This is a genomic window from Paraburkholderia sp. BR10937 (assembly GCF_040965695.1).
GTDB lineage: Bacteria > Pseudomonadota > Gammaproteobacteria > Burkholderiales > Burkholderiaceae > Paraburkholderia.
The window spans coordinates 50,965-67,412 of record NZ_JBFRCL010000038.1; the positions used below are offsets into that span (position 1 = coordinate 50,965).

15 protein-coding genes and 2 pseudogenes are annotated in these 16,448 nt (G+C 64.9%); 8 read left to right on the forward strand and 9 right to left on the reverse strand.

The annotated features are described in order from the left end of the window. The first annotated feature begins 78 nt into the window (after window positions 1-78). Window positions 79-759 (forward strand): TetR/AcrR family transcriptional regulator, encoded by a 681-nt coding sequence (locus tag AB4Y44_RS27660; protein WP_368701383.1) that lies wholly within the window; start codon window positions 79-81, stop codon window positions 757-759. A gap of 207 nt (window positions 760-966) precedes the next feature. Here AB4Y44_RS27660 and AB4Y44_RS27665 read toward each other — a convergent pair whose 3' ends face one another. After that, window positions 967-1,164 carry a hypothetical protein gene (locus AB4Y44_RS27665; protein WP_342922618.1) on the reverse strand — a complete coding sequence of 66 codons (198 nt, stop codon included), beginning with the start codon at window positions 1,162-1,164 and terminating at the stop codon, window positions 967-969. A gap of 62 nt (window positions 1,165-1,226) precedes the next feature. Between AB4Y44_RS27665 and AB4Y44_RS27670 the strand changes: the two are divergent. Further along, window positions 1,227-1,817: pseudogene (locus AB4Y44_RS27670) on the forward strand (MFS transporter); the annotation flags it as partial. Between the two features lie 38 nt (window positions 1,818-1,855). Continuing rightward, the gene (locus tag AB4Y44_RS27675) at window positions 1,856-2,749 is read left to right on the forward strand and encodes a LysR family transcriptional regulator (protein WP_368701365.1); all 894 of its coding nucleotides are present in this window, start codon (window positions 1,856-1,858) and stop codon (window positions 2,747-2,749) included. Between the two features lie 21 nt (window positions 2,750-2,770). On the opposite strand, the gene AB4Y44_RS27680 is transcribed toward AB4Y44_RS27675, so the two are convergent. Next, entirely contained in the window at window positions 2,771-3,778 is a 1,008-nt protein-coding gene (locus AB4Y44_RS27680; protein ID WP_368701366.1) for an aldo/keto reductase, read from the reverse strand. Between the two features lie 106 nt (window positions 3,779-3,884). Beyond that, window positions 3,885-4,826 (reverse strand): LysR substrate-binding domain-containing protein, encoded by a 942-nt coding sequence (locus AB4Y44_RS27685; RefSeq protein ID WP_368701367.1) that lies wholly within the window; start codon window positions 4,824-4,826, stop codon window positions 3,885-3,887. A 157-nt stretch (window positions 4,827-4,983) separates the two neighbouring features. On the opposite strand from AB4Y44_RS27685, the gene gtdA reads away from it, so the two are divergent. From gtdA to AB4Y44_RS27710, 5 genes and pseudogenes are all read left to right on the forward strand, one after another. After that, window positions 4,984-6,033, forward strand: coding sequence for a gentisate 1,2-dioxygenase (gene gtdA / locus AB4Y44_RS27690; protein WP_368701384.1), 1,050 nt, complete (start codon window positions 4,984-4,986; stop codon window positions 6,031-6,033). A 95-nt stretch (window positions 6,034-6,128) separates the two neighbouring features. Continuing rightward, window positions 6,129-6,827: a fumarylacetoacetate hydrolase family protein gene (locus AB4Y44_RS27695; RefSeq protein WP_368701368.1), complete on the forward strand. Its 699-nt coding sequence runs from the start codon at window positions 6,129-6,131 to the stop codon at window positions 6,825-6,827. Between the two features lie 29 nt (window positions 6,828-6,856). Beyond that, entirely contained in the window at window positions 6,857-7,507 is a 651-nt protein-coding gene (gene maiA / locus AB4Y44_RS27700) for a maleylacetoacetate isomerase (protein WP_342922612.1), read from the forward strand. A gap of 43 nt (window positions 7,508-7,550) precedes the next feature. After that, a complete protein-coding gene (locus AB4Y44_RS27705) occupies window positions 7,551-8,759 on the forward strand; it encodes a 3-hydroxybenzoate 6-monooxygenase (RefSeq protein WP_368701369.1) in 1,209 nt (402 codons plus the stop codon). 108 nt (window positions 8,760-8,867) lie between these two features. Then, window positions 8,868-10,140, forward strand: a pseudogene (locus AB4Y44_RS27710) (IS256 family transposase). A 367-nt stretch (window positions 10,141-10,507) separates the two neighbouring features. Here AB4Y44_RS27710 and AB4Y44_RS27715 read toward each other — a convergent pair. From AB4Y44_RS27715 to AB4Y44_RS27740, 6 genes are all read right to left on the reverse strand, one after another. Further along, window positions 10,508-11,209, reverse strand: coding sequence for an ABC transporter ATP-binding protein (locus AB4Y44_RS27715; RefSeq protein ID WP_368701370.1), 702 nt, complete (start codon window positions 11,207-11,209; stop codon window positions 10,508-10,510). Then, window positions 11,202-11,942: an ABC transporter ATP-binding protein gene (locus AB4Y44_RS27720; RefSeq protein WP_368701371.1), complete on the reverse strand. Its 741-nt coding sequence runs from the start codon at window positions 11,940-11,942 to the stop codon at window positions 11,202-11,204. Before AB4Y44_RS27720 ends, AB4Y44_RS27715 begins: the two co-directional genes overlap by 8 nt. Then, window positions 11,929-12,918 carry a branched-chain amino acid ABC transporter permease gene (locus AB4Y44_RS27725; RefSeq protein ID WP_368701372.1) on the reverse strand — a complete coding sequence of 330 codons (990 nt, stop codon included), beginning with the start codon at window positions 12,916-12,918 and terminating at the stop codon, window positions 11,929-11,931. The genes AB4Y44_RS27720 and AB4Y44_RS27725 overlap by 14 nt, the downstream gene beginning before the upstream one ends. Before the next feature lie 5 nt (window positions 12,919-12,923). Next, window positions 12,924-13,796, reverse strand: a complete 873-nt coding sequence (locus tag AB4Y44_RS27730) for a branched-chain amino acid ABC transporter permease (protein ID WP_254358187.1) — start codon at window positions 13,794-13,796, stop codon at window positions 12,924-12,926. 28 nt (window positions 13,797-13,824) lie between these two features. Next, window positions 13,825-15,036, reverse strand: a complete 1,212-nt coding sequence (locus AB4Y44_RS27735; RefSeq protein WP_368701373.1) for an ABC transporter substrate-binding protein — start codon at window positions 15,034-15,036, stop codon at window positions 13,825-13,827. 85 nt (window positions 15,037-15,121) lie between these two features. Then, complete coding sequence (locus AB4Y44_RS27740; protein WP_368701374.1) at window positions 15,122-16,351, reverse strand: ABC transporter substrate-binding protein; 1,230 nt, start codon at window positions 16,349-16,351, stop codon at window positions 15,122-15,124. Between the last annotated feature and the right edge of the window lie 97 nt (window positions 16,352-16,448).

Below are 16,448 nucleotides of genomic sequence, written 5' to 3' on the forward strand. Positions count from 1 at the left end.
TTGGGAGGCAACATGCCAGATGTCCCTAACCTGAGTGCGAGGCATCGGCCAACGATCAAGGGTGCGAGCCGCGCGCCGATGACGGGGCGATCGCCTCGTCGGACGCGACGCAAGCACGAGACGCGTGTCCGGTTGCTCAACGCTACATTCGTGCTGGTGGCGCAAAAGGGAATGGACGGCGTTACGATCAGCGAGATCACCGAGGCCGCCGACGTGGGTTTCGGCTCTTTCTACAATCACTTCGACTCGAAGGACGGGATCCTCGCTGCGCTCGGCGACTGGCTTTTCGACGAATTCGGAAAGACGCTCGATCACGTTGTCAGCGGACTCTCCGACCCGGCAGAAGTGATCGCCGTATCGGTACGCCATACGCTCATGCGCGCGTGCCGCGAGCCGGTCTGGGGGCAACTGCTGATACGCGAAGGGCTGTCCGCACGCGCGCTCAGCAGGGGGCTTGGTCAGCGGCTATTGAGAGATACGGCGACAGGAATTGCGGAAAAGCGCTTCAAGGTGGCCGATGCCTTAATGTGCGTTATTTCCGTGATTGGCACTGTGCTCGCCGGGGTCGCTGCCGAGCTTGATCTGTCACGGTCACCCAGGCCGGCGAATCGTGCGCGCCCCGTCCTCCGGACCAGAGCCGAACAGTTCGCCGAGGACACAGCGGCCATCGTTTTGCAGGCGTTCGGCCTCAAATGCCTGGAGGCGGAGAGGATCGCCCGACGCCCACTGCCCGCGACATCACAGAGCGTAATCGACTGACGGGAACTGGCGCAGCGCCGGGCAGCGGACGTGCCGACCTTCTGGCTGGCGTCGCCAAAGAGCGAGTTGGCTGAGGCTCGCCCCGAAACGCCGACGTGAATACGTCACCTTTTTCGGATCTTTTGTGCACCGACAGCGAAATGCGGGCCTTTCACCGCGGCGCATCAGCGCAAACAAAAAAGACGGAGAATCCCCGCCTTCGGCACATCACGCGGAAACCCGCACCTCCACCTCCGCCCGCGCCAGCAATCCGCTGCAACGCGGCGAAAGATGCGCGAACACGACCCGCTTGCCCGCGCGCTCGTAGCGCCCCTGCACCGCTTCGAGCGCGGCGATGGCCGAATCATGCAGATGCGCGCAGTCGATCGTGACGTGAGCGGGATCGTTCTGCATATCGAAGAGCATCTGGAAGTGAGTGGCCGAGGCGAAAAATCCATCGCCATCAACACGGCGTAGGATTTACAGCGGTCTCGGGCATGGGCCTGGCGATTGCCGCCGCGGGACTTTACGCGCTGGCGCTGGCGTTGCGCGGCGGTGCGAATGCGTCCGCGATCGGGCCGATGCTCGCGATCGGCACCGGCGCAGCCATGCCCTGGGGCTTGATGGACGGCCTCTCCGTGAGCGTCGTGCCAAAGGAGCGCGCAGGCATGGCCACCGGCATCTTCAGCACGACGCGCGTGGCGGGCGAAGGGATTGCGCTGGCCTGCGTGAGCGCGCTGCTGGCCGCGCTCACACAAACCCGGCTGCTCGCAGCGGTCCACGTTCATGCCGATGCGGGCGTGCTTGCGCAGACGTCGGCGAGACTCGCGGCGGGCGACCTCGCGCAGGCTGCGGCGTGGCTGCCGGGCTTGCCAGTGTCCGCGCTGCGTGCGGCCTATGCCGATGCGTTTTCGGTGCTGCTGATGGGACTGGCTGCGCTGACGCTTGGCTGCGCTATCGCGGTTCTCGTGTTTCTGGGGCGGACGCGCGCGGCAAGCGCCGTGCAAGCGGATTTGCCGGAGCACACCGCGACGATCGTGCATGAAGGAGGCGAGGCGCACACTCGTTCGCGCGTTTGATACGATTCGCTCCACCCGCCCCCACAGCGAACCCCATCATGGCGCGTGAAAACTTCAGCGATCTCCTTGCGTTCCTGGCCGTCGCGCGCGAGCGCAGCTTCACGCGCGCGGCCGCGCAGCTGGGCGTCTCGCAGTCGGCGCTGAGCCACACCATCCGCAGCCTCGAAACGCGCCTCGGCCTGCGTCTACTCACACGCACCACGCGCAGCGTCGCCACCACGGAAGCCGGCGAGCGGCTCTTTCAGGCGCTCTCGCCGCGCTTCGAGCAGATCGACGCCGAGCTTGCCGCCCTCACCGAACTGCGCGACAAGCCCGCAGGCACCATCCGCATTACAGCGATCGACCATCCCATCGACACCGTGATCTGGCCGAAGCTGCGCCCGCTCCTCGCCGACTACCCCGACATCAAGGTCGAGATCACGGTGGACTACGGCCTGCGCAACATCGTCGCCGATCGCTACGACATTGGCGTGCGCCTCGGCGATCAGGTCGAGAAAGACATGATCGCGGTGCGCATCGGGCCGGACGTCAAGATGGCAATCGTCGGTTCTCCCGATTACTTTGCCGCGCACAAGCCGCCGCGCGCGCCGCAGGATCTGCTCAAGCACAATTGCATTACGCTGCGGCTCACTTCATCGGGTGGCCTGTACGCGTGGGAACTCAAGAAAGACGAGCATGCGCTGCAAGTGCGCGTGGACGGCCAGCTCACGTTCAACGCCATGCCGCAAATGCTCAACGCCGCGCTGGACGGTCACGGCCTCGCGTTCGTTCCCGAGAACGCCGCGTTGCCGTTCATCCGCGCAGGCCGCCTGAAAAGCGTGCTCAAGGACTGGTGCCCGGTATTTCCGGGCTATCACGCGTTTTACCCAAGCCGGCGACAGTCGTCGCGCGCGCTCGCGCTCGTGATCGACGCGCTGCGCTATCGCGCGTAGCGCAGCGCCTGCCGCTGCGGATCACGCGCCTGTCTTGCGCCCTTCGACCGGATAGCCCGGATCCGTATATCCCGGCGTAGAGGCATGCCCCGGCGCCACGAGGCTGTCGACGAACGTTTCGTCGTCGGGGCCGAGCTGGAGGTTCAGCGCGTCGATATAGCTGTCCCAATGCGCTTCGGTGCGCGGACCGGCGATCGTCGAACTGACGTGACGATTCCTGAGCACCCATGCGAGCGCGAACGCGACAGGCGTCGTGCCGCGCTGCGCGGCGTAATTCGCGATCTCGCTCGCAATGCGCAGTGACTCGGCGCGCCACTCCGTCTCGTGGATGCGCCGGTCGCCGCGGCCCGCGCGGCTGTCGCCGGGCGGCGGTGCATCGACGGCGTATTTGCCGGTCAGCACGCCGCGCGCGAGCGGACTGTAGGGCACCACGCCCAGCCCGTAATGCGCGGCCGCGGGCAACTGCTCGACCTCGGCCGTACGATCGACGATGTTATACAGCGGCTCGCTCGCCACGGGCCGGTCCATGCCCATCTGCTCCGCGAGGCGCACGATCTCGGCAATGCGCCAGCCACGGAAATTCGACACGCCGAAGTAGCGCACCTTGCCCTGGCGGATCAGATCGCCCACGGCGCGCACGGCTTCGTCGAGCGGCTCGTCGGGCAGCGCGCGGTGAAAGTAGAGGATGTCGATATAGTCGGTCCCGAGGCGCTTCAGGCTCGCCTCCACCGACTGGTAGATCCACTTGCGCGACTGCCCCTGCTCATTCGGCCCCTGTGCGAACGGGAAGCCGAATTTCGTCGCCACGACCCAGCTGTCGCGCTGCGCCGCGATTGCGCGGCCGACGATTTCTTCCGAGCGGCCCGCGTGATACACGTCGGCCGTATCGATGAAATTGATCCCCTGTTCGAAGGCCTTGTCGATGATGCGCTTCGACGCGGCCTCGTCGGTCTCGCCGCCGAACATCATCGCGCCGAGGCACAGCGGGGAAACCTTGAGCGCACTGCGGCCCAGATTGCGATAGTCCATATCCTCTCACTTCGAGCTCATTGCCAAAGTAGGGATTTAAATACGTAGTCGCTTTTCGATAAAGGCCCGGATCGCGCATGCTTTCATGAATAGGATTCATGAAACGCTATTGAAGGACCGCGCCCTCCGCAGGCAGGTTCGCACTCTCGCGCAGACAATCCAGCGCCAGCGCCACCGCCGCGCGGCTCACGCTGTCGCGCCGCCAGTACATGGCCACCCCGCCCGAACTGCCGAGGGGCATCGGCATGGCGAGCACGCGCAGCACGTTCAGCCGCGAGAAGCGCACGGCCGCGCGATGCGAGGCCACGCCGATCAGGTGCGTCTGGTTCAGGAGCGTCACGTTGAGCATCGACGAATTCGACTCCACGGTGTGGCGCGGCATGCTGCGCCCCGCGGCGGCGAGCGCCGTTTCGAGCGCCGTCCGAATGGGCGTGCCGGCCGGCCAGACGATCCACGCATACTCGAACAGATCGGGCCAGTCCAGCTTGCGGCGTTTCGCGAGCGGATGCCCGAGCCCCACGACGAAGTTCACCGGGTCGCGATAGAGCGTTTCCATTTCGAGCGTCGGGTCGACCTGCGCATTGGCCGCGCGCCCCACCACGATATCGAGCTCCCCATGGACGAGCGCCGGCATCATGAGGTTCATCGTGCTTTCGACGAGGCGCACCTGCGCGCGCGGCATGGCCTCGACGAGCCGCGCGACCGCGAGCGGCACCGTGTCCGCCGCCGAAACACCCGACGTGCCGATCGAAATCAGCCCGCTGCCGCCCTCGCGCAGCGCATCCATGTCGTCGCGCGCGCTGTCGAGATGGCCCTCGATGCGCCGCGCATGCTCGATCAGCGCCTCGCCATAGGGCGTGGGCCGCAGGCCGCGCGCATGGCGCTCGAAGAGCGGCAGGCCGATGTCGGCTTCGAGGTCCTTGAGCCACTTGGACAACGCCGGCTGTGTGGTGTTGAGCGCCTCGGCCGACTGGCTCAGATTGCCGGTCTGCGCCACGGAAAGCAGCATCTGCAGGTGCCGCAGACGCAGGCGATGTGTCCAGTCCATGTGTCCCCCACTTAGCTATACCCAAAAACATATGGACAAGAAGAAATCATGATTTTACTGGATATGGCTCGCTGGCTTATAAATTCGTTCAACGGCAATGCAGGCCAAACGCCGTGCCAACGAATACACAGGAATAAAGGAGACTCGCATGTCCAGCATGTCAGCCAGCACAACCACGCCCGAACGCGAAGCCTACTATGCGCAGATCGCGCGCAGCGGCATGTCGCCGCTCTGGGAGTCGCTGCACGCCCTCGTGCCGAAGTCGCCGCGCCCGCAGGCCCTGCCCGCCATCTGGAAGTACGCACAGTTGCGCGAGCTCGTCATGCAGGCGGGCTCGATCATCAGCGCCGAGGAGGCGATCCGGCGCGTGCTCGTGCTCGAAAATCCCGGTCTGCCCGGCAAGTCGAGTCTCACGCCCAATCTGTATGCCGGCCTGCAGCTGATCCTTCCCGGTGAGATCGCGCCGAGCCATCGTCATACGCAGTCGGCGCTGCGCTTCATCGTCGAAGGCAAGGGCGCGTGGACGGCCGTGAACGGCGAACGCACCACCATGCACCCCGGCGACTTCATCATCACGCCCTCGTGGACCTGGCACGATCACGGCAACCCGTCCGTCGAGGAAGGCGGCGAGCCCGTGGTGTGGCTTGACGGTCTGGACATCCCGCTCATCGCGCATCTCGACGCGGGCTTCGCCGAGAACTACCCCGAGGCCACGCAGCCCATTGCGCGCCCCGAGGGCGATAGTTTCGCGCGCTTCGGCCACAACATGCTGCCGGTGCGCCATACGGTGAGCGATCCGACCTCGCCGATCTTCAGCTACCCCTATGCGCGCAGCCGCGAAGCGCTCGACACGCTCTACCGCGGTGGCGAACTCGACGACTGGGACGGCGTCAAGCTGCGCTACGTGAATCCGGCCACGGGCGGCTGGCCCATGCCCACCATGGCGACCTTCATGCAGTTCCTGCCGAAGGGCTTCAAGGGCAAGACCTACCGCAGCACCGATTCGACCGTCTACTGCGTGGTGGAAGGCAGCGGCGCGGTGCGCATCGGCGAGGAACGCTTCACCTTCGACCCGCACGACGTGCTCGTCGCACCCTCGTGGGTGCCGGTGCAACTCGAAGCGCAAAGCGACGCGGTGCTCTTCAGCTACTCCGATCGCCCCGTGCTCGCCGCGCTGAATCTGCTGCGCGAAGAACGCATCGGCTAACGCCTCGACGGCGAGCGCGCGTCCGCTTCGATACGCGCTCGCAACTTGCTTCGGCATCCATATCAATCTGTTCACTCTCTCAAAGAGCAACTATCATGGCATTCGTTTTCCAGCCCGAGGCGCCCGTCGCCCTTGCCGTCGCCGGCTCGACCGATCAGTTCGCCGTGCGCCGCGTGTACTGCGTGGGCCGCAATTACGCCGCGCATGCGCGCGAAATGGGCTTCGACCCGGACCGCGAGCCGCCCTTCTTCTTCTGCAAGCCCGATAACGCCATCGTGCCGGTCGCCTACGGCGAAACGCTCGAACTGCCGTATCCGGCGCAAACGCAGAACTACCACTACGAAGCCGAACTCGTGGCGGCGATCGGCAAGGCGGGCTCGGACATCGCCGAGGAAGACGCGCTCTCGCACGTGTGGGGCTACGCCGTGGGCCTCGACATGACGCGCCGCGACCTGCAGATGAAGATGCGTGAAATGGGCCGCCCCTGGGAGATCGGCAAGGCGTTCGATCTTTCCGCGCCGGTGGGCCCCGTGCATCCGGCGAGCGAGGCCGGCCATTTCGAGAACGCAGGCCTGTGGCTCACCGTGAACGGCGAAACGAAGCAGAAGAGCGACGTCTCGCACCTCATCTGGTCGGTGGCCGAAACAGTTTCGTATCTCTCGAAGTTCTTCCGCCTCGAACCGGGCGATGTGATCTTCACCGGCACGCCCGAAGGCGTGGGCCCCGTGAAGACCGGCGACACCTTGAAGGTGGGCGTCGAGCGCCTGGGCGAGCTGACCGTGAAGGTGGTTTGAGCCGCATCCGTTCTACAGGAAAGTCCATCGTGCAGCTCTACAGCTTCTTCAATAGCTCGACTTCGTACCGCGTGCGCATCGCGTTGCGGCTCAAGGGCGTCGAGCATGAGTATCTTGGCGTCAACATCCGCACCGGCGAGCATCGCGCGCCGCAGTACGTCGAGCACATCAACGCTTCGGCAGCGGTGCCCGCGATCGTCGAAGGCGACTTCCATCTGGGCCAGTCGCTCGCCATCATCGACTGGCTCGATGCGCGCTATCCCGAGCCGCGTCTGGTTCCGGCAGAGCCGCAAGCGCGTGCGCGCGTGCTCGAACTCGCGTACCTGATCGGCTGCGACATGCATCCCGTCAACAACCTGCGCGTGCTCAAGTATCTGCAGGATGTGCTGGACGTGACGCCGGAGCAGAAGAGCGCGTGGTATCGGCACTGGGTCGCGCAAGGCATGGCAGGCGTGGAGCGTCTGCTCGCTCAGGCCGCCGGGTCGCACGATGGACCGTGGTGCTTCGGCGCGGCGCCCACGCTGGCCGACTGCTGCCTCGTGCCGCAAATCGCCAACGCGTTGCGCATGGACTGTGATTTGTCCGCTTACACGCGCAGCATGGCTGTCTATCGCCACGCCTGCGAGCATCCCGCATTCGCCGCGGCCGAACCGCAGCGTCAGCCCGATTACACCGCCTAGCCGCGCGCTGCGGGCCTCAAACAAGTCATTCAGGAGACAAGACATGCAATCATCCAACGCCAGACGCAGCGCGATCGTGGTGGGCGGCGGCATCGGCGGCCTTGCCGCGGCGCTTGCGCTCGCGCGGGCCGACGTCCGCGTGCTGCTGCTCGAGCAGGCCCCGCAGATCGGCGAGATCGGCGCGGGCATCCAGCTCGGCCCCAATGCGTTCACGGCACTCGACGCGCTCGGCGCGGGCGAGGCGGCGCGCAACCGCACCGTGTTCACGGACTCGCTCACGCTCATGGACGCGACCGATGCGAAGCCCGTTGCGCGCATCGAAACGAGCGAGCGCTTTCGCGAACGCTTTGGCAATCCGTATGGCGTGATTCATCGCGCGGATATTCATCTGTCGATTCTCGAAGCGGTGAAGGACAATCCGCTCATCCAGTTCCGCACCGACACGCAGATCAAGTCGCTAGAACAGAACGAGCACGGCGTAACCGTGATCGATCAGCATGGCGAGCGCTACAGCGCTGACGCCGTGATCGGCTGCGACGGCGTGAAGTCCGCAGTGCGCGCGGCGCTGATCGGCGACGAGCCGCGCGTGACGGGCCACGTGGTCTACCGCGCCGTGGTCGACGTGGAGAACATGCCGAAGGATCTGCAGCTCAACGCGCCCGTGGTGTGGGCGGGGCCGCACTGTCACCTCGTGCACTATCCGCTGCGCGGCGGCCGGCAGTACAACCTCGTCGTGACCTTCCATAGCCGGGAGCAGGAAGTCTGGGGCGTGCGCGACGGTAGCAAGGAAGAAGTCATTTCGTACTTCGAAGGAGTCGACGCGTTGCCGCGGCAGATGCTCGACCGCCCGACGTCGTGGAAGCGCTGGGCCACGGCCGACCGCGATCCGGTCGAGCAATGGAGCTTCGGTCGTGCGACGATTCTCGGCGACGCCGCGCACCCGATGACGCAGTATGTGGCGCAGGGCGCTTGCCAGGCGCTCGAGGATGCGGTCACGCTGGGCGTTGCCGTCAAGGCTGACGATGGCGATTTCGTCGACGCGTTCAAGCGGTATGAGGCGGCGCGCATTCCGCGGACGGCGCGTGTGCTTTACTCTGCGCGTGAGATGGGGCGCATCTATCACGCCAAGGGCGTGGATCGGCTCGTGCGCAATGCGCTGTGGGTGGGGCGCAGCCAGGAGCAGTTTTATGACTCGCTGCAGTGGCTCTATGGGTGGAGTGCTGAGAGTTGTCTTGGTTCTGGGGTTGTTTGAGGTTTGGCTTGGTTTTTCTTGTCGCTTTCGCGTTTTCTTGTTTTCGCGTCGGTCGGACGGACCTATCCGCCATTTTGTGGGCGAGGCATATCATGAGAGGTAAAAATCATGGATATGCCGCTGGACAAGAAGCAGAAACGACGTACTGTCGCTTCGCAGGCAGCGGCCCGAGGGCCGCTGCCTGCCTTGCCGGAAGGGCTGCTGGACGAACTGGTCAAGGGGCCGATGACACCCGCGCAGGTCAAGGACCTGATGCTCGCCTTCAACAAGGCCGTCATTGAGCGTGCCATGGGCGCCGAAATGAAGCTGCATCTGGGGTATCCATCCGGCGATCCCAGGCCGGATGGCCAGACCAACGAGCGTAACGGTGCCAGTGGCAAAACCATCATCACGGACCACGGTCCACTCAGGGTCGATCTGCCACGTGACCGAGCCGATACTGATTCCCAAGCACGAGCGCCGCTTTACCGGCTTTGATGAGCGCATCATCGCCATGTACGCGCGCGGCATGAGCGTGCGCGAAATCCAGGCGTTTCTGGCCGAAAGCTACGGCACGCAGGTGTCGCCCGACTTCATCAGCTCGGTCACCGACGAGGTGATGGCCGAGACACTCGCCTGGCAAAACCGACCGCTCGAACCGATGTATCCGGTGGTATTCTTTGATGCGCTTCGCGTAAAGATCCGCAGCGACGGCGTGGTGAGCAACCAGGCCGTGTATCTTGCGCTGGGCATTCAGGCCGACGGCCAGCGTGACGTACTGGGCTTGTGGATCGAGCACACCGAAGGCGCAAAGTTCTGGCTTAAGGTCTTCAATGAACTCAAGACGCGCGGCTGCCAGGACATCCTGATCGCCGTGGTCGATGGCCTGAAGGGGCTGGCCGATGCGATTGGCACGGCCTACCCGCGCACCGCCGTGCAGACCTGCATCGTGCATCTGATACGCAACAGCCTGGAATACGCGAGTTACAAGGACCGCAAGGCTATCGCCGCGGCGCTGCGCCCGATCTACACGGGCGCAAGCGGACAGGCCGCGCAGCAGGCGCTTGAGGCATTCGCTGCAGGCCCATGGGGCACCAGATATCCGACCATTGTGCAATCCTGGCGGTGTGCGTGGGAGAACGTCACGCCATTCTTCGTGTTTCCACCAGAAATACGCCGGGTCATCTACACGACGAATGCCATCGAGAGCCTGAACATGCAGTTGCGCAAGATCATCAAGACGCGCGGGCACTTCCCCAATGACGAAGCGGCCATCAAGCTGCTGTGGCTGGCATTAAGAAACGTGCTTGCAAAGTCCGTGCGCCATGCCTATGACTGGAAATCTGCGATGAACCAGTTTGCCATCCTGTTTGGCGAGCGGTTTACGCGGGCGCGCGGGTAACGTCTTTTTAACCGCCTCGCCCACAAAAATGCGGACAGGTTCGAGGCATTGGACAGTCGTCCTAACCGGCTCTACGCGCTGGGCGCACCCAAGCCGATCCTCAGTGGCTGCCTTCTGCGTATCGCGCGCTGTCTGGAGAGGCTCCCCGCGGTTCTTGCAGTGATCCACCGCACCCGATGTCGCATACAGCCCTCACGCTCCTATCCCAGGCCACCCAGAAAGGCCAAACCCCATTTCCACCTCGCCTACAAACTCGCGTGATGCAATCGGGCTTAAGTTGAGAGCATTGCCCCGCACAGGGGCAACGCTGGCAGACCGACGCGAACACGAGGAAACGCGAAACAGCCAGGAGCGAAAATAAAAAAAACTAACGCGCAAAATACATATCGTGAAGCTCATCCACATTCACATCCTTAGCGCGCGCAGCAAAAGTAACCTTCCCGCCCTGCAAGAGATAAACCTGATCAGCAAGCCGCAGCGCCATATTGGTATTCTGCTCCACGAGCACAATAGTCCGCCCGGCAACCTTGAGCCGATCAAGAATCGCAAACACTTCCTGCACCATCACAGGCGCAAGCCCAAGCGAAGGCTCATCGATCAGCATCAGCTGCGGCGAAGACATGAGCCCGCGCCCCAACGCCAGCATCTGCGCCTGCCCACCGGATAAGGTGCCCGCCGGCAGCGCACGACGCTCCTTGAGCAGCGGAAACAGCGCATAGACCTCCTCGAGCTGCGATTTCGCCCCAGCGCGTCGCGTTTTCGCAAACGCGCCCAGCATCAGGTTCTCCTCGATCGACATGTCGCGGAAGATCATGCGTCCTTCGGGCACCATCGCAATGCCGCGCTGCGCCATGTCCCACGTGGGCACGCCCGCGAGCGGTGCACCATCGAAGGTGATCTGGCCACGCTCCAGCGGCACGAGCCCCATGATCGCCCGCAGCAGCGTAGTCTTGCCCGCGCCGTTCGGGCCCACGATGGTCGTGACCTCGCCGCTCGCGATATTGAGCGTAACGTCCCATAACACATTGATCGCGCCATAGCCGGCGCGGGCGCTGCTGACTTCAAGCATGGGCGGCCTCCCCCGTATAGCTGCGCACGACTTCGGGATCGCGGAACACCTCGGCAGGCGGTCCGTCGGCGATCAGCTTGCCGAAATTGAGCACGCACACACGCCGACACAGGTTCATCACGGTCTCGATATCGTGTTCGATGATCAGGATGCCTACGTTGTATCGCTCGTGCACCGCCAGCAGTGTCTGCATGAAGCGGCGCTTGGTGGCCGTCTCGAGGCCGCCCAGCACTTCGTCGAGCAACAGCAGCTTCGGCCCCGTCGCGAGCGCCTTCGCCACCTCCAGCGCCTTGAGTTCGGTCAGCGCGAGTTCCGTCGCCGAGTCGCGCTGCGCCTTGCCTTCGAGCCCCAGGAACGCGAGGATTTCGTCGATACGCGCCTCGTCCACGCGCCCCGTGCCGAAGCGCTGCGCGACGATCAGGTTCTCGCGCACCGTGAGTTCGTGCATGGGCTGCGGCACCTGGAACGTGCGCCCGATGCCAAGGCGCGCGCGCCGGTAAAGCGGCGCTTTCAACAGATCCACGTCGCCGAAACGGATCGAGCCGCTCGTAGGACGCACGAGCCCTGAAATCGCATTGAACAGCGTCGTCTTGCCCGCGCCGTTCGGGCCGACCAGCCCCACCACGTCGCGCGTGCCGAGCGAGAGCGATACACCGTTGACCGCCGTGATGCCACCGAAGCGGATCGAGACATCCTGCAGGCGTAGTTCCGCCGCCGGTTCAGCTTGCTGCATAAACACCTCGCCGGGTACGTTTGAAGCGTAGCGCGGTCAGACCCGCGGGGCTCACGATGATCATCGCCACGAGCAGGATGCCCAGCACGATCTGGTGCCCCGTCGGCAGCAGGCTCTTGAGCATGAGCTGATCGACCAGATAGACCGTCACCGCGCCGACCAGCGGCCCGAGTATGGTGCGGTAGCCGCCACAGATCGCGGCGATGATCGGCACGACGGCCCAGCTCGCGTTGAATGCGTAATCGGGTTCGAGAAAATTGATGTAGTGCGCGTTGAAGGCGCCGACGAACCCCGTCATCAGCGCCGAGAGCATCAGCATGGCGAGCTTGAGCATCACGCTGTTCACGCCCACCACGCGCGTGGCGTCCTCCGACTCGTGCATCGCCCGTAGCGCGAGTCCCACATGGCTGCCGCGCAGTCGCGCATAAATCGCGGCGAACACGAGCACGAGCGTAAGCACGACGAGATAGCCGCCGCTCTTGCTGCCGAAATCGAAGCCCGCGACCGTCGGCAGGCCCGGAATGCTGGAAAGGCCGCTCGCGCCGCCCGTGAGATCGGACCATTCGGTCGCGATGATGCGGAAGATCTGCGCATAGGCGAGGATGGCGAGCGCGAAGTACGGCCCCTTCAGGCGCAGCGCCGGCGCCATGGCGAGCGAGGCGACTGCCGCCCCCACGCCGCCCGCGAGCATCGCGGGAAACACGGGCCAGCCGGCCTTGAGCGTGAGAAGTGCGGAGATATACGATCCCACGCCGAAAAACGCCGCGTGTCCAAAGCTCACCATGCCGCCGAGGTTGCCGAGCAGCGCCCACGCGAGCGCCACGCCCGCGATCGTCAGCGAGGCCACCGCCAGACTCATCAGATACAGGTTCTGCCCGAACACGAGCGGCACGCCCGCATACAGCACGGCCAGCGCCACGGCGAGCCCCGCCAGGCGCGGGCCGGACCAGGCCGTTGTGGTTTTCAATGTCGACATCGATCTCATCCCCTTCGTTTCGCCACACCAAACAAGCCGTTCGGCAGCACGTAGAGCACGAGCAGAAACAGCAGCATGCCCGCGAGTTCCTGCAACGCCGAACTGGCGAGCGTGACGGTGAGCGCCTCGGTAATGCCGAGCAGCATCGCGCCCGCCAGCACGCCCGGAATCGAGCCCACGCCCGCGAGCACCGTGATGATGAACGCCTTCACGGTAAGCGCCTCCCCAACGGACGGCTGGATCGCGCTCGACGCGTAGATCGACACGCCCGCGCACGAAGCGAGCAGCCCCGCCACAATGAACGAGATCAGTTCGGTCTTGCGCGGGTCGATACCCATCAGGCGCGCCGCATCGCGGTTGCTGGAAATCGCGCGCACGGCGCGGCCATACCACGAACGCGAGAGCCACCACCAGAGCGCGAGCATCAGCACGACGCTAATGCCGAACGAGAGCACTTCGCTGCGCATGGAAAGCAGGTTGCCGAGCATCACGCTGTCCTGCAGCCATGCGCTGCCGGTCGAGTGCACGTCGGCGCCCCAGCCCAGCAGCACGGCGTTGGTCAGCACGATGCCGATGCCGTAGGTCAGGATCAGCGAGTTCAGCTCGCGGTCGCGCTTGATGCGGCTCACCAGGTACCACGCGGCGGCGGCGGCGGCGCAGACCACGGGAATCGCCACCGGAATCGCGAACACGGGGTTGAGGCCGAGCTTCGTCTCGAACGTGTAGGCGATATAGGCGGCCAGCAGCACCAGTTCGCCGTGGGCGAGATTGATGATGCGCATCGAGCCGAACACCAGCGCGAGCCCCAGCGCGACGAGCGCGTAAGCGCCGCCCACGAGCACGCCCGAATACAGCGATTGCAGCAACAGGTCCGTCATCGCGGCTCCTCTTTCGTTGCGCGCGCAATTACCACGGCAGCGCGGGGTAGTTCAGCTTGCCCGTGGCGCGCTCCTTCGGCCACACGAGCGCGATGCGGTTGCCCTGGATCTGCGCCATGTTGTTCAGGAACGCGGGGTTGTCGCCGTTCGGCGCGAAGCTCACCTTGCCGATCAGCGTGTCGTGCGGCTTCGCGCGCAGTTCGGCGGCAATGCCGTCCTGCTTGAGCGTGCCCGCATCGGCCGCGCGCGCCATGGCGTCGAACAGCAGCCGCGACTGCACGTAGGCGAATTCGGCCAGGTAGTCGGGCTCCTTGTGATAGGCAGCCTGATATGCCTGCACGAATGCCTTGCCGTCGGCCGCGCCGAAGTCCGCGGGATACGGCAGCATCGCGCAGCCGATCACGTTGTTCACGAGATCGGGATAGTCGGTGGTCATCTTCGGCGTGACGATGGACCACGCGCCCATCACGGCTTTCAGTTGCGGGCGCAGCACCTTGGCCGCGCGCAGAATGCCGATATAGTCGTTCTCGTACGCGATCATCAGCATGACTTCAGGTTTGTCCTGCAAGCGCACCTTGTTCACGAGCGGCTTGAAGTCCGTCATCGCCGGGTCGAACGCGTGCACCGTTACCGTCACGCCCTGCGCGCGCAGTTGCGTCGAGACTTCGTTGCTGAGGTCGGTGGTGGCCTGCTTCGTCGAGGCGAGAATCGAAACCGATTTCACGGCCATGGCGTTCAACTGCCCCACCACGGCCTTCGAGTAACCCGATGCGGGCCCGATGCGGAAGAAGTGCTTGAGTCCGCGCGTGGTCATCGCGCTGTCCACGGCCCCCGAGGTGATATAGACGATGCCCGCCTTGTCCGCCGCTTCCGAAGCCGGGCTCACCGAATTGGAGCCGTAGCCGCCCGTAATGGCGAGCACGCCTTGCGAAGCGAGCTTCTCCACCGCCGATACGGCCTTGGCGGGTTGCGCCTCGTCGTCGACCACGGTGAGCGCGACCTTGTGCTTGCCGCTGTCCTTGTTGAACAGATCGGCGGCGAGCCGGATGCCCTCGAGCTGCGCGTTGCCCGCGCGTGCCATCGAGCCGGTGAGCGGCAGCTCCACCCCCACGGGCAGCGTGTCGGCGAATGCGGCGGGCGTGTGGGCGAGCAGCGCGCAGGCGCTTGCGGCGCCCGCGCCGATGCGAAAGAGTGCGCGCACGAGGGCGCGCGGCTTGCTGCGAGTCGCGAAGCGGACCATCGAACCTCCAAACCTGAGTCTCGGGAATAGAAAGCGGCGCCGTTCAGATGCGGCGCTCGCCCTGTTTCGTTGTTCTATGTTTTTGTTACCACGGCACGCCCGGATACACCGGCTTCGCCGTCGCGTAGGTCGCGGGCCAGACGAGCGCGAGCTTGCCGTCGTGCGCGAACTGGCCCATGTGCGCCACGTAGTTCGCGTTGTCGCCGCGCGCGTCGAACGCCACCTTGCCAATGAACGTGTCGTCGCGCCGGGTGGCGCGCAGCGTGTCGGCCAGACCGCCCCTGTCGAGCGTGCCCGCTTTCTGCGCACTCGCGATCGCGTCGAACAGCAGTTGCGCGTAGACGAACGACGTCTGCGACTGATAGTTCGAGCCGGTCTTGAAGAGCCGCTGGTACGTATCGGAGAAGTCGCGCTGGTCCGCCGAGCGGTAGTCAGCCGGCGAAGAGAGCACGGTCGCGCCATACACGTTCGGCACGAGGTCGGGGAACGACTGCGCCATCTTCGGGCTCGCGAACGCCCATGGCGCCGCTATCGCCTTCAGCTCGGGCTTGAGCACGCGCGAGGCGCGCAGAATGCCCACGTAGTCGTTCTCGTAGCCGATCATCGCCATCGCGTCGGGCTTGTCCTGCAGCTTGACCTTGTTGATGAGCGGCTTGAAGTCGCTGATAGACGGATCGTAGGCATGCAGGTAGGTCTTCACGCCCTGCGCTTTGAGCGCCGTGTCGAGCTGCCTCGCGAGGTCGCTCGTCGCGTCCCTTGTCGAGTAGACGATCGCCACCGACTTCACGCCCAGCGTGTTGAAGAGGCCCACCATGCCCTTCGTGTAGCCGGGCGTATTGCTCACGCGAAAGAAGTTCTTCAGGCCGCGCGTGACCATGTCGTCGCTGGTGCCGCCCGAGGTCACATAGACGAGCCCGGCCTTGTTCGCGGCTTCCGACGCCGGGCCGGCACAGTTCGAATTGGCCGCGCCCGCAATCGCGACCACGTGCTGCGAGGCGAGCTGCTCGACGGCGGCGACGGCCTTGGCCGGGTTCGATTCGTCGTCGACGGCCACCAGCGTGATCTTGTCCTGCGGATGGCGCCGGTTATAGATGTCGGCCGCCACCTGAATGCCGCGGTACATTTCGGTGCCCGCCTGCGCGAGCGCGCCGGTAAGCGGCAGTTCCACGCCCACGCGCCACTCCGTGGCGTGCGCGAACGACGGCGCGAGTGCGATGGCCAGCGCCGCCGCCAGCGCGCCGCGCAGGTTCATCGGTGCGGGCCGTCCGCGTCCCGGTCTGCCGATGCCCGCGTGCTGCGTCTTGATTCGCGTCATGTCTCCTCCTTTGCCCTTGGGGGCTTTTGTGTGCTTTGGAGTGTGCTGCGCGGCGGCGCCTGATTCGCATATGCGCGCCACTGGACAGGTGCCAGTG

Excerpts from the sequence above, each read along its gene's own strand:
- AB4Y44_RS27730 (WP_254358187.1), bottom strand. The coding sequence starts at position 13,796 with ATGACGGACCTGTTGCTGCAATCGCTGTATTCGGGCGTGCTCGTGGGC.
- AB4Y44_RS27735 (WP_368701373.1), bottom strand. The coding sequence starts at position 15,036 with ATGGTCCGCTTCGCGACTCGCAGCAAGCCGCGCGCCCTCGTGCGCGCA.
- AB4Y44_RS27725 (WP_368701372.1), bottom strand. The coding sequence starts at position 12,918 with ATGTCGACATTGAAAACCACAACGGCCTGGTCCGGCCCGCGCCTGGCG.
- AB4Y44_RS27715 (WP_368701370.1), bottom strand. The coding sequence starts at position 11,209 with ATGCTTGAAGTCAGCAGCGCCCGCGCCGGCTATGGCGCGATCAATGTG.
- AB4Y44_RS27680 (WP_368701366.1), bottom strand. The coding sequence starts at position 3,778 with ATGGACTATCGCAATCTGGGCCGCAGTGCGCTCAAGGTTTCCCCGCTG.
- AB4Y44_RS27665 (WP_342922618.1), bottom strand. The coding sequence starts at position 1,164 with ATGCTCTTCGATATGCAGAACGATCCCGCTCACGTCACGATCGACTGC.
- AB4Y44_RS27675 (WP_368701365.1), top strand. The coding sequence starts at position 1,856 with ATGGCGCGTGAAAACTTCAGCGATCTCCTTGCGTTCCTGGCCGTCGCG.
- AB4Y44_RS27695 (WP_368701368.1), top strand. The coding sequence starts at position 6,129 with ATGGCATTCGTTTTCCAGCCCGAGGCGCCCGTCGCCCTTGCCGTCGCC.
- AB4Y44_RS27660 (WP_368701383.1), top strand. The coding sequence starts at position 79 with ATGACGGGGCGATCGCCTCGTCGGACGCGACGCAAGCACGAGACGCGT.
- gtdA (WP_368701384.1), top strand. The coding sequence starts at position 4,984 with ATGTCAGCCAGCACAACCACGCCCGAACGCGAAGCCTACTATGCGCAG.
- AB4Y44_RS27685 (WP_368701367.1), bottom strand. The coding sequence starts at position 4,826 with ATGGACTGGACACATCGCCTGCGTCTGCGGCACCTGCAGATGCTGCTT.
- AB4Y44_RS27720 (WP_368701371.1), bottom strand. The coding sequence starts at position 11,942 with ATGCAGCAAGCTGAACCGGCGGCGGAACTACGCCTGCAGGATGTCTCG.
- AB4Y44_RS27740 (WP_368701374.1), bottom strand. The coding sequence starts at position 16,351 with ATGACGCGAATCAAGACGCAGCACGCGGGCATCGGCAGACCGGGACGC.
- AB4Y44_RS27705 (WP_368701369.1), top strand. The coding sequence starts at position 7,551 with ATGCAATCATCCAACGCCAGACGCAGCGCGATCGTGGTGGGCGGCGGC.